4 protein-coding genes and 10 pseudogenes are annotated in these 15,379 nt (G+C 64.3%); 3 read left to right on the top strand and 11 right to left on the bottom strand.

Features of this window, described 5'->3' with window-relative positions; all coding sequences use genetic code 11:
- The 11 genes and pseudogenes from LE197_RS00070 to rpsB form a co-directional block, all read right to left on the bottom strand.
- Window positions 1–506: pseudogene (locus tag LE197_RS00070) on the bottom strand (OmpH family outer membrane protein).
- 51 nt (window positions 507–557) lie between these two features.
- Window positions 558–2,947 (bottom strand): annotated as a pseudogene (gene bamA, locus LE197_RS00065) (outer membrane protein assembly factor BamA).
- A gap of 69 nt (window positions 2,948–3,016) precedes the next feature.
- Window positions 3,017–4,369: pseudogene (gene rseP / locus LE197_RS00060) on the bottom strand (RIP metalloprotease RseP).
- Window positions 4,366–5,049 carry a hypothetical protein gene (locus LE197_RS00055; protein ID WP_226034121.1) on the bottom strand — a complete coding sequence of 228 codons (684 nt, stop codon included), beginning with the start codon at window positions 5,047–5,049 and terminating at the stop codon, window positions 4,366–4,368. Before LE197_RS00055 ends, rseP begins: the two are co-directional and overlap by 4 nt.
- Window positions 5,046–5,588: a hypothetical protein gene (locus LE197_RS00050; RefSeq protein WP_226034120.1), complete on the bottom strand. Its 543-nt coding sequence runs from the start codon at window positions 5,586–5,588 to the stop codon at window positions 5,046–5,048. The genes LE197_RS00055 and LE197_RS00050 overlap by 4 nt, the downstream gene beginning before the upstream one ends.
- Before the next feature lie 7 nt (window positions 5,589–5,595).
- Window positions 5,596–6,397, bottom strand: a pseudogene (gene cdsA, locus LE197_RS00045) (phosphatidate cytidylyltransferase); the annotation flags it as partial.
- Window positions 6,391–7,141: pseudogene (gene uppS, locus LE197_RS00040) on the bottom strand (polyprenyl diphosphate synthase). The pseudogenes cdsA and uppS, both read right to left, overlap by 7 nt.
- A gap of 15 nt (window positions 7,142–7,156) precedes the next feature.
- Window positions 7,157–7,716, bottom strand: a pseudogene (gene frr / locus LE197_RS00035) (ribosome recycling factor).
- Window positions 7,717–7,718: 2 nt separating this feature from the next.
- Window positions 7,719–8,456 carry a UMP kinase gene (pyrH, locus tag LE197_RS00030; protein ID WP_003092391.1) on the bottom strand — a complete coding sequence of 246 codons (738 nt, stop codon included), beginning with the start codon at window positions 8,454–8,456 and terminating at the stop codon, window positions 7,719–7,721.
- Window positions 8,457–8,654: 198 nt separating this feature from the next.
- On the bottom strand, window positions 8,655–9,524 hold the full coding sequence (gene tsf / locus LE197_RS00025; protein ID WP_226033846.1) for a translation elongation factor Ts: 870 nt from the start codon (window positions 9,522–9,524) through the stop codon (window positions 8,655–8,657).
- Between the two features lie 127 nt (window positions 9,525–9,651).
- Window positions 9,652–10,391, bottom strand: a pseudogene (rpsB, locus tag LE197_RS00020) (30S ribosomal protein S2).
- Window positions 10,392–10,656: 265 nt separating this feature from the next.
- On the opposite strand from rpsB, the pseudogene map reads away from it, so the two are divergent.
- From map to LE197_RS00005, 3 pseudogenes are all read left to right on the top strand, one after another.
- Window positions 10,657–11,441 (top strand): annotated as a pseudogene (gene map / locus LE197_RS00015) (type I methionyl aminopeptidase).
- 166 nt (window positions 11,442–11,607) lie between these two features.
- Window positions 11,608–14,310: pseudogene (locus tag LE197_RS00010) on the top strand ([protein-PII] uridylyltransferase).
- Between the two features lie 17 nt (window positions 14,311–14,327).
- Window positions 14,328–15,377, top strand: a pseudogene (locus LE197_RS00005) (aminotransferase class I/II-fold pyridoxal phosphate-dependent enzyme); the annotation flags it as partial.
- Window positions 15,378–15,379: the final 2 nt, after the last annotated feature.

Raw genomic sequence — 15,379 nt, 5'->3', positions numbered from 1 at the left:
TCAACGCAGCTGGTTCATCCGCTCGATCACCTGGCGGGTGATGTCGTATTGCGGCTTGACGTCGACCACGGCGCCACGTTCGATGACCATGTCGTAACCACCTTTCTTGATGGTCTCCTCGACGGCCTGGTCCAGCTTCGGCTTGAGTTTCTTCAGCATGTCGCGGTCGGCGGCGGCCTTCGACTCGTTCAATTCCTTGGACTGGAACTGGAAGTCACGGGCCTTCTGCTTGAAGTCCAGCTCGGCCTTCTCGCGGTCGCCCTGGGACATCTTGCTGCCGTTGGAAACCAGCTTGTCCTGCAGCGCCTTGGCGTCGCGCTCGAGGTTCTTCAGCTTGTTCAGCTGGGGCCGAACTTCTTCTCGGCATCCACGGCGTATTGCTTGGCGGCATCGGACTCGAGCAGCGCCATCTGGTAGTTGAGCACCGCGATCTTCATTTCAGCGAACGCCGAAGGAGCCGCCATGATGGCTGCGGTGATCAGGACGAACTGGGTGAACTTACGCACGATGCACTCCCTGCACAAAGCATGGTTTCGTTACTCGGTACTACGTACAAATCAGAAGGTCTGGCCCAGGGAGAACTGGAAGACCTGGGTTTCCGCGTTGTCCGGCTTCTTGATCGGCGTCGCCAGGCTGAAGCTCAGCGGGCCCAGCGCGGTGATCCAGGTCAGGCCGACGCCCACGGAACTGGCGAGGTTGTCGGTCTTGATGCCGTCGCAGTTGGTGGTGGTCTTGGTCGGGCAGTCGGTATCGAAGGTGCTACCCACGTCCCAGAACAGCACGGTACGCAACTGGCGCTGGTCCTTGACGAACGGCAGCGGGAACAGCAGCTCGGCGCCGCCGGTGATCAGGATGTTACCACCGAAGGCTTCGGGATCCTGGTCCGGTCGGTGTAACGGCCCTTGCTGTCAGGCCCTTGGTTCTTCATAGGCGTACCGTCTGGATTACGAGCCACAGAGGGCGTACTGCGCGGGCCCAGCGTGCTGTCCTTGAAGCCCCGCACCGAGTTGAAGCCGCCGGCGTAGTAGTTCTCGTAGAACGGCAGGCGCTCGGTGGATCCGTAGCCGTCGCCATAGCCCAGCTCGGTGTGGAAGCGCATGGTGTAGTTGTCGGTCAGCGGGGCGAAGACCTGGCCACGGTAGTCGATCTTGTAGAACGACAGGTCGCTGCCCGGCAGGGTGGTTTCCAGGGTCAGGCTCTGCGAGTGACCACGGGTGGCCAGTACGCCCTTGTTCAGGGTCGATTCGGACCAGCCGATGGAAGCCTTGAAGTTGGTGAAGTTGTCGCCTTCCTTGTCGAGGAAGTCGTAGATCTCGTCCACGGTGTAGCGGCCGGTGTCGATCTGGTCGCGCTGCACGCTCAGGCCATAGGTCAGGCGCGAGGTCTCGCTGATCGGGTAGCCGATGCTCATGCCGGCGCCCAGGCTGTTCACCGAGTAGCTGGCGACGTCGACGTCGAGTTCGTCGTAGTCGGTCTTCCGGTAGAAGGCATTGTAGCCGAGGCTGACGCCGTCGACGGTCCAGTAGGGGTCGACAGAGCCGAAGTTGTAGCGGGTTTGGTATTCGCTGCGGGTCAGGCCGATGCTGACCTTGTTGCCGGTACCCAGGAAGTTGTTCTGGCTGATCGAGCCGCCGAGGATCAGGCCGGCGCTCTGGGCGAAGCCGACGCTGGCGGTGATCGAGCCGGACGGTTGCTCTTCGACGCTGTAGTTGACGTCGACCTGGTCGTCGGTGCCGGGAACCGCCGGGGTCTCGACGTTGACTTCCTTGGAAGTAGCCGAGGCGCTCCAGACGGGCCTTGGACTGGTCGATCAGGTAGGTGGAGGCCCAACCGCCTTCCATCTGGCGCATTTCGCGGCGCAGCACTTCGTCTTCGGTCTTGGTGTTGCCGCGGAAGTTGATGCGGTTGACGTAGGCGCGCTTGCCCGGGTCGACGACGAAGGTCACCGAGACGGTCTTGTCGTCGTCATGGGCTTCCGGCACGCCGTTGACGTTGGCGAAGGTGTAGCCCCTCGTTGCCCAGGCGACGGGTGATTAGGTCGGAGGTGGTGGTCATCACCTGCGCGAGAACACCTGGCCCTTCTGTACCAGCAGCAGGCGCTTCACTTCCTCTTCCGGCACCTTCAGGTCGCCGGTCAGCTTCACGTCGCGGATGGTGTACTTCTCACCCTCGTTGATGTTGACGGTGATGTAGACGTGCTTCTTGTCCGGTGATGGATACCTGGGTGGAGGCGATATCCATGTTGATGTAGCCGCGGTCCAGGTAATAGGAGCGCAGGCGCTCGAGGTCGCCGGAGAGCTTTTCGCGGGCGTACTTGTCGTCGTTCTTGAAGAACGACAGCCAGTTGGTGGTCTTCAGTTCGAACAGGTCGGTCAGGTCTTCTTCGGAGAAGACGGTGTTGCCCACCACGTTGATGTGGAAATCGCGGCGACCGTGCCTTCGTTGATGTTGATCTTCAGCGCGACGCGGTTGCGCGGCTGCGGGATCACTTCCGCGTTGATCTCGGCCGAGTAGCGGCCCTGGGCCACGTACTGGCGTTGCAGCTCGTTGCGCACGCCTTCGAGGGTGGCGCGCTGGAAGATCTCGCCCTCGGCCAGGCCGGACTGTTTCAGGCCCTTGAGCAGGTCTTCCTTGGAGATCGCCTTGTTGCCCTCGATCTCGATGCTGGAGATCGACGGGCGCTCGACTGGCAGTGACTACCAGCACGTTGCCATCACGGCCGAGCTGGATGTCCTGGAAGAAGCCGGTCTTGAACAGGGCGGGTGGCCTGGACCAGGGCCTGGTCGTCGATGGTCTCGCCGACGTTCAGCGGCAGGGCGGCGAACACGCTACCGGCGGACACGCGCTGCAGGCCATTGACCCGGATATCGGAAACAGTGAAGGACTCGGCGTGAACCTCGGCGATCATCAGCGCTGACAGCAGCGCGGGTAGCAGAAAGCGTTTCATGGAGTCCTTTTTTCCAACTGACAAATAGAGAATCTGCCGCAAAGGGCGGCAGATTCGAATTCAACATGACTACAGACGACTCAGATCGTTGACCAGAGCGAGCAACATCACGCCAACGACCAGACTGATGCCGATCTGCATCCCCAAGCCTGTACCCGTTCGGATAATGGGCGCCCGCGCACCCACTCAACCAGATAGAACAGCAGATGCCCGCCATCGAGGACAGGGATCGGCAGCAGGTTGAGAACCCCAAGCTAATGCTCAGATAGGCCAGGAAATTGAGAAAATCCCCACGCCAGACTGGGCTGAAGCGCCCGCCACTTTAGCAATGGTTATCGGCCCGCTCAAGTTTTTTACCGAGAGCTCGCCGAGCAACATTTTCTTTATGGAGTCGAGCGTTAGCAGGCTCATGGTCCAGGTTCGGGAAAGCGCCTGACCCACCGCCTCCAGCGGTCCGTAGCTCACTTCGCGGAGCATTTCCGCCGGCCATTCGGTACCGGCGACCCCCGCCCCCATGCCTTAGCCGCTCCGGGCCTTGCCCTCGCCGCGCACCGCCAGTTCCAGGGCAACATCCAGCACTTCGCCGTCGCGCAGCACCTTGAGCTGGACGCGCTGCCCGGGACGGGCACGGACGCTGTCCACCACCTGCTGCCAGTCGTCGACGGCGATGCCATCGATGCTCTGCAAGCGGTCGCCGAGCTTCAGCCCGGCGGCCTGCGCCGGCCCCCTGGGGTCGAGTTCGGCCAGCACCGGCGGCAAGGCCGGCCGCCAGGACCGGATGCCCAGCGAGGCGATGGGATCGGGATTGTCCTCGCCCTTCAGCCAGCCATCCAGACGCACCTGGTGGGTGGAATCGACATTCGAGCCTTTTCCTGCACCCGCACTTCCAGCGTACCGCTCTCGCCGAGACGGCGAACCAGCTGCAGGTTGACCCCGTTCCAGCCGGTGACGGGCTCGCCATCCACCGCCAGCAGCTCCTGCCCGGCCTCCAGGCCGGCCTGGGCGGCCAGGCTCTCCGGCGCCACGGAACCGATGACCGGGCGTACCTGCTGGCTACCGAGCAGGGCGACGACCCAGAAGAACAGAATCGCCAGTAGGAAATTGGCGATGGGACCAGCCGCGACGATGGCGATCCGCTGACGGACCGTCTTACGATTGAAGGACTGTTCGAGCAGATGGGCCGGTACTTCCGCCTCGCGCTCGTCGAGCATCTTGACGTAGCCGCCCAGCGGAATGGCCGCCACCACGAACTCGGTGCCGTGCCGGTCGTGCCAGCGCACCAGCGGCGTGCCGAAGCCGACGGAGAAGCGCAGGACCTTCACCCCGCAGCGTCGCGCGACCCAGAAGTGGCCGAATTCGTGGAACGTCACCAGCACACCCAGGGCTACCAGGGGTGCCGACGATCATGTAAAGCGCACTCATCTCCTACCTCCAGGCCGTCCGAAGACTTCCCAGCCGGCGTGCCGGGTCAACCATTGCCCGGCGACCGAACGCGCGCGGCGATCGGCAGCCAGGACCTGATCGAGCGATTCGACTGCGGTCACCGCCTCGCGGTTCAGCACGTCCTCGATGATAACCGCGATGTCGCTGAAGCGGATGTGCCGCTCGAGAAATGCGGCCACGGCCACCTCGTTCGCGGCATTCAGCATGGCCGGGCGCTGCCGCCGGTTTCCGCGGCCTGGCTCGCCAGGGCGCAGGCAGGGAAGCGCTGCTCGTCGGGGGCGCTGGAAATCCAGGCGACCGACGGCGAACATATCCAGCGGCGAAACGCCGGAATCGATTCGCTCCGGCCAGGCCATGGCATAGGAAATCGGCGTGCGCATGTCCGGATTGCCGAGCTGGGCGATCACCGAACCGTCGACGTAGTCCACCATCGAGTGGATCACGCTCTGCGGGTGGATCACCACCTCGACCTGGCTCGGCTGGGCGTCGAACAGCCAGCACGCCTCGATCAGTTCGAGCCCCTTGTTCATCATGCTGGCGGAGTCGACGGAAATCTTACGCCCCATCGACCAGTTCGGGTGCGCACAAGCCTGCTCCGGCGTCACCGAAGCGAGTTGCTCCAGCGGCGTCTCGCGGAACGGGCCGCCGGAGGCGGTCAAGAGATCCGGCGCACGCCGACCCGCTCCAGGCCATCGGCATAATTGCGCGGCAGCGACTGGGAGATCGCGTTGTGCTCGCTGTCGATCGGCAGGAGCACCGCGCCGCTGCGCTTGACCGCCTGCATGAACAGCGCGCCGGACATCACCAGCGCCTCCTTGTTGGCCAGCAGTACGCGCTTGCCGGCCTCGACGGCCGCCAGGGTCGACGGCAGCCCGGCGGCGCCGACGATGGCCGCCATTACCATGTCCACTTCGGGCGCGCTGGCCACTTCGCACAACGCCTGCTCGCCGAACAGCACCCGGGTGCGGATACCCGCCGCGGCGAGCGAGCCCTGCAAGGCAATCGCCGCGGCCTGCTCCGGCACCACCGCATAGACGGGGCGGTGCCTGAGGCACAGCGCCTCGAGTTCGGCCAGGCGGCTGAAGCCAGTCAGGGCGAAGGCTTCGTAACGATCGGGATGACGCTGGACGACGTCCAGGGTGCTCAGGCCGATCGAGCCGGTCGCGCCGAGCACGCTGATCCGCTGCGGTCGACTCATGGCGCACCCAGCCGGCGGCCCAGAGCAGGGCCGCGAACACCGGGATGGCTGCCGTCAGGCTGTCGATGCGATCCAGCACGCCACCGTGGCCGGGCAGCAGGTTGCTGCTGTCCTTGATTCCGGACTGGCGCTTGAACATGCTTTCGGTGAGGTCGCCGACGATCGAGACGAACACCACCAGCGCCGCACCGAGCAGGGCCAGGAGCAGCGCGCCGAGGGACCAGCCGCGGTAGAGGCCGACCGCCAGGGTGATCGCCAGGCTGGCCGCCAGGCCGCCGTAAACGCCTTCCCAGCTCTTGCCGGGGCTGACCCGCGGCGCCAGCTTGCGCTTGCCGAAGGCCTTGCCGGAGAAGTAGGCGCCGATATCCGCGCCCCAGACCAGCACCATCACGGCGATGATCAGGCCATTGGCCAGCGGCCACTGCTTGAGCAGGACCAGCCCCTGCCAGGCCGGCAACAGGATCAGCAGGCCCATGCCCAGGCGGCGCCAGCGGCCGCCCCAGTAGCCGACGCTTTCCGGGTAGGTGAGCACCAGCACGGTGGCCAGCGTCCGCCAGACCAGCGCCAGCAGCAGCACGGCTCCGGCAAGCTGCGGCAGATGGTAGAGAGCGACCATCAGCACGGCGACCGTCGCCGCGTAGGCAACGCGGCCGAACTGTTGTTCATAGCCGGCCAGGCGCGCCCATTCCCAGGCCCCCAGGCTCACCACCGCGCCGATGAACAGGGCGAAGAACGCCCCTTCGAGAAGGAAAACCACCCAGCGCGATGGGCAAAAGCACCAGCGCCGTGATGATCCGTTGTTTCAGCATGACGGACGGGCCTCGGCCTCGACTTGCTCGCTGGTCTTGCCGAAGCGGCGCTGGCGCTTGGAAATCCGCCAGGGCAGCCCGCATCGCCGCGTGCTTGAAGTCGGGCCAGAACAGGTCGGAGAAATACAGCTCGGCGTAGGCCAGCTGCCAGAGAAGAAATTGCTGATGCGATGCTCGCCGCCGGTGCGGATGCACAGGTCGGGCAGCGGCTGGTCGCCGGTCACCAGGCAGCCCTGGAGCAGCTCGGCGGAGATATCGTCCGCCGCCAGGTGCCCGCCCTGGACCTCGCGCGCCAGGCGCTGTGCGGCCTGGACGATGTCCCACTGGCCGCCGTAGTTGGCGGCGACCTGGAGAGGAAACGGGTATTGCCGGCAGTGGCGGCTTCCGCTTCGCGCATGGCCGCCTGCAACTCCGGATGGAAACGCGTGCGATCGCCGATGATGCGCAGGCGGATGCCGTTCTCGTCGAGCTTGCGCACCTCGCGGCGCAGGGCCACGAGAAACAGCTCCATCAGCGCGCTGACTTCGTCCGCCGGACGCTGCCAGTTCTCGCTGGAGAACGCGAACAGGTGAGGACCTCGACCCCTGCCTCGGCGCAGACCTCGATCACCGCCCTGACGGCATCGACACCGGCCTTGTGGCCGGCGACGCCGGGCAGAAGACGCTTCTTCGCCCAGCGATTGTTACCGTCCATGATAATGGCCACGTGGCGTGGCACGCACACATCCTTCCGGGTCTTTTCCATGACGTCAGCCCGGCCTCAGACAGCCATGAGGTCCGCTTCTTTGGCTTCCAGTGCCTTCTCGATCTCACCGATGAACTTGTCGGTCAGCTTCTGCACGTCGTCGCCGGCGCGGCGCTCTTCGTCCTCGCTGATTTCCTTTTTCCTTCTGCAGGTCCTTCAACTGGGCCAGCGCATCGCGACGGATGTTGCGCACGGAAACCCGCGCCTGCTCGGCCTCGGCACGCGCCTGCTTGGTGTAGCCCTTGCGGGGTCTCCTCGGTCAGGGGCCGGCATCGGTACGCGGATGGTGGTGCCGGCGGTGGCCGGGTTGAGCCCCAGGTCGGAGGTCATGATGGCCTTCTCGACCGCCTGGATCATGCTCTTGTCGAACACGGCCAGGGCCAGGGTACGGGAGTCTTCCACGGTGACGTTGGCGACCTGGCGCAGCGGCGTATCGGCCCGTAATAGGAAACCATCACGCTATCCAGGATGCTCGGATGCGCGCGACCGGTACGAATCTTCGCGAAGGCATGGCCCAGCGCTTCCAGGGTCTTGCCCATGCGCTCCTGCGCTTCCTTCTTGATCTCGTTGATCATTCTCAACCCTCCTCGATCAGGGTGCCTTCGGCACCACCAACAACAATATTCAGCAATGCGCCCGGCTTGTTCATGTTGAACACCCGCAGCGGCATGTTCTGGTCACGGCACAGGCAGATGGCGGTCAGGTCCATCACGCCGAGCTTGCGGTCGAGCACTTCATCATAGGTCAGGCGCTCGAACTTCTCGGCATTCGGGTCCTTGAACGGGTCGGCAGTGTACACGCCATCGACCTTGGTAGCCTTAAGGACCACGTCGGCGTCGATCTCGATGGCGCGCAGGCAAGCCGCCGAGTCGGTGGTGAAGAACGGGTTGCCGGTACCGGCGGAGAAGATCACCACCTCGCCACCGCCGAGGTGGCGCATGGCCTTGCGGCGGTCGTAGTGGTCGGTCACACCGACCATGGAGATCGCCGACATCACCAGCGCGGGGATGTTCGAGCGCTCCAGCGCATCGCGCATCGCCAGGCCGTTCATCACGGTGGCCAGCATCCCCATGTGGTCGCCGGTCACCCGGTCCATGCCGGCCGCGGACAGGGCCGCGCCGCGGAACAGGTTGCCGCCGCCGATGACCAGGCCGACCTGCACGCCGATCCCGACCAACTGGCCGATTTCCAGCGCCATGCGGTCCAGCACCTTGGGATCAATGCCGAACTCCTCCGAGCCCATCAGGGCTTCGCCGCTCAACTTTAGAAGAATGCGTTTATAGCGAGGTTGACGAGCGCTCAGTTGCTGAGCCATGACCTTTTCTCCTGCGGCGATAAAAATACGTGACGGCCGGGCCGTCGTGGGCGGAGACGACTTTGCGCCTGCGTTGCGTGCAAGCCCGCCGAGCGGGCCGGCAACGCGGAAGCTGCCCCGAACGCTTCCCCATTTGACGAAGAGGCCGCACGCATCAGCGGGCAGCCTCTTCCGGGGCGACAGTCGAAACCGTCTTTGTTACTGCTTGGTGGCGGCTACTTGAGCGGCAACTTCGGCAGCGAAGTCCACTTCGGCCTTCTCGATGCCTTCACCCACTTCGTAACGAACGAAGGAAACGATTTCGGCACCGGCCTGCTTGGCCAGGTCGCCGACCTTCACTTCCGGGTTCTTCACGAAAGGCTGCTCGACCAGGCTCGCTTCGGCGAGGAACTTGCTGATGCGGCCCTTGACCATGTTCTCGACGATGTTCTCCGGCTTGCCGGCGATCTTGTCGGCGTTCAGCGCCAGGAAGATTTCCTTCTCTTTCGCGATCGCTTCTTCGGAAACTTCCGAAGCGCTCAGGAACTGCGGGTTGCTGGCGGCGACATGCATGGCGATGTCCTTGGCCAGTTCCGGGTTGCCGCCTTTCAGGTTGACCACGACACCGATGCGGTGGCCGTGCAGGTAGGCGCCGACCACGTCGCCCCCGACGCGGGTCAGGCGGCGGATGTTGACGTTCTCGCCGGTCTTGGCGACCAGGGCCAGACGAGCTTCCTCACGTGCTTCGACCAGCGGAGCGGCGTCGGTCAGCTTCTCGTTGAAGGCCTTTTCCAGGCTCTCGGCGACGAAGCCCTTGAAGTCGTCCTGGAGGGCCAGGAAGTCGGTCTGGGAGTTGACTTCGATGATCACGGCGGCCTTGTTGTCGGCAGCGATCTTGACGGCGATCGAGCCTTCGGCGGCAATGTTGCCGGCCTTCTTGGCAGCCTTGATCGCACCGGCAGCGCGCATGTCGTCGATGGCCTTCTCGATGTCGCCGCCAGCGGCGGTCAGCGCCTTCTTGCACTCCATCATGCCCAAGCCGGTACGCTCGCGCAGTTCTTTAACCATGGCTGCAGTAATTTCTGCCATTTCGAAATCCTCTTGAGTGGTAGCTCTCAAAAAACCTTTGTGCCCGGCCTGCCGGACAGAAACTCAAAGGTGGCAAAAGGGGCCTAGCCCCTTCCTGCGCACCGTCGGACGTCTGAACGTCCCGGAATCAGCCTTCGGCGGATTCGGCCGGCGCTTCCTCGACGAACTCGTCGGCGCTGGTGGCAGCGCCCTGCTTGCCGCGGATTACCGCTTCGGCCATCGAGTTCAGGTAGAGTTGCACGGCGCGGATGGCATCATCGTTACCGGGAATTACATAGTCGACGCCTTCCGGGCTGCTGTTGGTATCGACAACGCCGATGACCGGGATGCCCAGCTTGTTGGCTTCGGTGATGGCGATGCGCTCGTGGTCGACGTCGATCACGAACAGAGCGTCCGGCAGGCCGCCCATGTCCTGATGCCGCCCAGGCTGCGCTCGAGCTTCTCGAGGTCACGGCTGCGCATCAGGGCTTCTTTCTTGGTCAGCTTGTCGAAGGTGCCGTCCTGGGACTGGGTTTCCAGGTCGCGCAGGCGCTTGATCGACTGACGGATGGTCTTGTAGTTGGTGAGCATGCCGCCCAGCCAGCGATGGTCGACGTACGGCATACCGCAACGAGCGGCTTCCTCGCGAACGATCTTGCCGGCGGAACGCTTGGTGCCGACGAACAGGATCTTGTTCTTGCCAGCGGCCAGGCGCTCAACGAAGGTCAGGGCCTCGTTGAACATCGGCAGGGTCTTTTCGAGGTTGATGATATGGATCTTGTTGCGCGCGCCGAAAATGAACTTGCCCATTTTCGGGTTCCAGTAACGGGTCTGGTGGCCGAAGTGCACACCGGCCTTCAGCATATCGCGCATGTTGACTTGGGACATGATAGTTCCTCGATAAGTCGGGTTAGGCCTCCACGCATCCCAATGACCAACCCTTGCGGGCACCCAGGCCATCGTGTCGATGCATGTGTGGGTTTGTGCTCCGAAAAGAAGGCCGCAGCCTCGGGCGGGCGCTTTATACCATAACCGTGGACGCAGTGAAACCCGCCGCGGATGGCCGGGCGGGGAGTAGATCGGTCGGCCAGGTCTGCTAGAATCGCGTATTCCTTATTATTCATGCGTGCTTGCACGCCCGAAGAGAATTCGCATGACCGTCACCATCAAGACGCCCGACGATATCGAGAAGATGCGCATCGCCGGCCGCCTGGCCGCCGAAGTGCTGGAAATGATCGGCGAACACATCAAGCCCGGCGTGACCACCGAGGAGCTGGATCGCATCTGCCACGACTATATCGTCAACGAGCAGAAGGCGATTCCCGCCCGCTGAACTACAAGGGCTTTCCCAAGTCGATCTGCACCTCGATCAACCATGTGGTCTGCCATGGCATCCCCAACGAGAAGCCACTGAAGGAAGGCGACATCCTCAACGTCGACATCACCGTCATCAAGGACGGCTACCACGGCGACACCAGCAAGATGTTCCTGGTCGGCAAGACCCCGGAATGGGCCGACCGCCTCTGCCAGATCACCCAGGAATGCATGTACAAGGGCATTTCCGTGGTGCGTCCGGGCGCGCACCTGGGCGATATCGGCGAAATCATCCAGAAGCACGCGGAAAAGAACGGCTTCTCGGTGGTCCGCGAATACTGCGGCCATGGCATCGGCAAGGTGTTCCACGAGGAGCCGCAGGTCCTCCACTACGGTCGTGCGGGTACCGGCATCGAGCTGAAGGAAGGCATGATCTTCACCATCGAGCCGATGATCAACCAGGGCCGCCTGGAGACCCGCCTGCTCGGCGACGGCTGGACCGCGATCACCAAGGACCGCAAGCTGTCCGCGCAATGGGAGCACACCGTGCTGGTCACCGCCGATGGCTACGAGATCCTCACCCTGCGCAACGACGAAACCTTCCCGCGCACCTCGGCAGCCTGATCCGGCCCGGCTTTTGCTGCCAGCCGTGCGCCTCGACGCCCCGCCCCCATTCCGGCGGGGCCGACGCCCGATTCGGCGCAACGCGCGCACCAATACAGCGCAAAAACGCACCAAGACGGGGCGCTCGCGTATCGAACCCAACCGCTAGCAGATAAAGGAAGGCCGCATGCCGCAGGTGGATCCCGAATTGTTCGATCGCGGGCAGTTCCAGGCGGAACTGGCCTTGAAGTCCAGCCCGATCGCCGCCTTCAAGAAGGCCATCCGGCAATTCCGCGAAGTGCTCGACAACCGCTTCAACAGCGGCCGCGACATCCGCCGCCTGATCGAAGATCGCGCCTGGTGCGTCGACCAGATCCTGCAACAGGCCTGGCAGCGCTTCGACTGGGGAGACGACGCCGACATCGCCCTGGTCGCCGTGGGCGGCTACGGCCGCGGCGAACTCCACCCTACTCCGACGTCGACCCGCTGATCCTCCTCGACAGCGAGGACCAGGAGAGCTTCCGCGAACCGATCGAAGGCTTCCTCACCCTGCTCTGGGACATCGGCCTGGAAGTCGGCCAGAGCGTGCGCTCGGTGCAGCAGTGCGCGGAGGAAGCACGCGCCGACCTGACGGTGATCACCACCCTCATGGAATGCCGCACCATCTGCGGCCCTGACAGCCTGCGCCAGCGCATGCTGCAGGTTACCGGCAGCGCGCACATGTGGCCGAGCAAGGAGTTCTTCCTGGCCAAACGCCACGAACAGCAGCGCCGCCACGCCAAGCACAACGACACCGAGTACAACCTCGAGCCCAACGTCAAGGGCGCTCCCCGGCGGCCTGCGCGACATCCAGACCATCCTCTGGATGGCCCGCCGCCAGTTCGGCAGCCTCAACCTGCACGCCCTGGTGCGCGAAGGCTTCCTGGTGGAAAGCGAGTGCAGCATGCTGGCTTCCAGCCAGGAGTTCCTCTGGCGGGTCCGCTATGCCCTGCACATGCTCGCCGGGCGCGCCGAGGATCGCCTGCTGTTCGATCACCAGCGCAGCATCGCCCGTCTGTTCGGCTACGAAGACAACGACGTCAAACTGGCGGTCGAACGCTTCATGCAGAAGTACTACCGGGTGGTGATGGCGATCTCCGAGCTGAACGACCTGATCATCCAGCACTTCGAGGAAGTCATCCTGCCCTGCGAGCAGCCGGTGCAGATCCAGCCGCTGAACAGTCGCTTCCAGTTGCGCGACGGCTGGCATCGAGGTGACGCACCCGAACGTCTTCAAGCGCACCCCGTTCGCCCTCCTGAAATCTTCGTGCTGATGGCCCAGCACCCGGAAATCAAGGGCGTGCGCGCCGACACCATTCGCCTGCTGCGCGACAGCCGACACCTGATCGACGACGAGTTCCGCCACGACATCCGCAACACCAGCCTGTTCATCGAGCTGTTCAAGAGCAGCCAGGGTATCCACCGCAACCTGCGGCGGATGAACCGCTACGGCATCCTCGGCTGCTACCTGCCGGAGTTCGGCCATATCATCGGGCAGATGCAGCACGACCTGTTCCATATCTATACGGTGGACGCCCACACCTCAACCTGATCAAGCACCTGCGCAAGCTGAATCGGCCGGAGATGGCCGAGAAATATCCGCTGGCGAGCAAGATCATCGATCGTCTGCCCAAGCCGGAACTGATCTACATCGCCGGTCTCTACCACGACATCGCCAAGGGCCGTGGCGGCGACCACTCGGAACTCGGCGCGGTGGACGCCGAGGCCTTCTGCCAGAGCCACCAGTTGCCGCTCTGGGACACCCAACTGGTGTCCTGGCTGGTGCAGAACCACCTGGTGATGTCGACCACCGCGCAACGCAAGGACCTCTCCGACCCGCAGGTGATCTTCGATTTCGCCCAACTGGTCGGCGACCAGACCCACCTCGACTACCTGTACGTGCTCACCGTGGCCGACATCAACGCCACCAACCCGACGCTCTGGAACTCCTGGCGCGCCAGCCTGCTCCGGCAGCTCTACACCGAGACCAAGCGCGCCCTGCGCCGCGGCCTGGAGAACCCGGTGGACCGCGAGGAGCAGATCCGCCAGACGCAGACCGCGGCCCTCGACCAACTGGAGACGCAACGGCATCGACCAGGACGATGCCGAGCAGTTATGGAGCCAGCTCGGCGACGACTACTTCCTGCGCCACACCGCCGGCGACGTGGCCTGGCACACCGAGGCGATCCTCCAGCACCCGGACGACGGCACGCCGCTGGTGCTGATCAAGGCAAACCACCCAGCGCGAGTTCGAGAGCGGTTCGCAGATCTTCATCTACGCCGCCGACCAGCACGATTTCTTCGCGGTCACCGTGCCGCCATGGACCAGCTCAACCTGAGCATCCAGGACGCGCGGATCATCACCTCCACCAGCCAGTTCACCCTCGATACCTATATCGTGCTCGACGCCGACGGCGACTCCATCGGCAACAACCCGGAGCGCATCGCCGAGATCCGCGAGGGGCTTATCGACGCATTGAAGAACCCCGACGACTACCCGACCATCATCCAGCGCCGGGTGCCGCGCCAGCTCAAGCACTTCGCCTTCGCCCTGCAGGTGACCATCTCCACCGACGCGCTGCGCCAGGTCTCGGTGCTCGAAGTCATCGCCCCCGACCGCCCTGGGTTTGCTGGCGCGGATCGGCGTATCTTCCTGGATTTTTAGACCTGTCGGCAGAACGCCAAGATCGCCACCCTCGGCGAGCGCGTGGAGGACGCCTTCTACATCACCGATGCGCGCAACCAGCCGCCCGCCGACCCCGACCTGTGCAAACGCCTGCAGGCCGCCCTGGTCGAGCAGCTGTCACAAGACAACGGACGGGACACCCTGCCTACCCGGATAAACTTCTGAGAAGCCTCGCCAACGCCATGAATACCGCACTCGGACAACCTGCAACCCTACCCCTCGAGAAGCTCCGCGCCTGCTCGGCGGCGCCCGGCCGCCCGCGACGCTGAAGCCGATCGCACTTCGTCCACTCGGCGAGCCTAAGCACCGCTCTCGCCGAGCTTCGTCGCCGAAACCCTGGCGGAGAACCTGACCAGCTCGCGGTCTACCCGACCACCCTCGGCCTGCTGTGCCCTGGCGCGCGAAGCCATCGCGCGCTGGTGCGAGCGGCGCTTCTCGGTGCCGGCCGGCTGGCTGGATGCGGCGCGCCACGTACTGCCGGTGAACGGTACCCGCGAGGCGCTGTTCGCCTTCACCCAGACCGTGGTCCAGCCGCGCAGCGAGCTCGGCGAGGCGCCCGGCCTGGTGGTCAGCCCGAACCCGTTCTACCAGATCTACGAAGGCGCGGCGCTGCTCGCCGAGATGTGCCGCACCACCTGCCCTGCCGCGGGGAAAACGGCTTCAACCCCCCGATTTCGACGCGGTCGACGAAAGCGACCTGGCAGCGCTGCCAGATTCTCTCTCCTCTGCTCGCCGGGCAACCACCGGGGCCCTGGTACCGCTGGAGACCTGAAGAAGCTGATCGCCCTGGCCGACCGCTACGACTTCGTGATCGCCGCCGACGAGAGTGCTGGTGTAGCGAACTCTACTTCGACGAAAACGCCCCGCCGCCCGGCCTGCTCAACGCTTGCGCCGAGCTGGGCCGCACGGACTTCAACCGCTGCGTGGTGTTCCACAGCCTGTCAAGCGCTCCAACCTGCCCGGCCTGCGCTCGGGCTTCGTCGCCGGCGACGCGGGAGGATCCTGAAGAAATTCCTCCTCTACCGCACCTACCACTGCTGCGCCATGCCAGGTCTGGGCCAGTTAAGCGAGAAGCATCGCCGCCTGGAACACTGACGAATCCGCATGTGCGCGCCAACCGCAGCCTCTACCGCGAAATTCGACGCCGTGCTGGCGTCCTCGACGGCGTGCTCGACAGCGCCCGGACGGCGAGTTTCTACCTGTGGGCACGTACCCCGGTGGACGACACCGTATT

The sequence above is a fragment of the Pseudomonas sp. PS1(2021) genome, from assembly GCF_020405165.1.
GTDB lineage: Bacteria > Pseudomonadota > Gammaproteobacteria > Pseudomonadales > Pseudomonadaceae > Pseudomonas > Pseudomonas aeruginosa.
The sequence above is the reverse complement of the archived record's forward strand: the minus strand, read 5'-3'. Positions and strand labels throughout refer to the sequence as shown.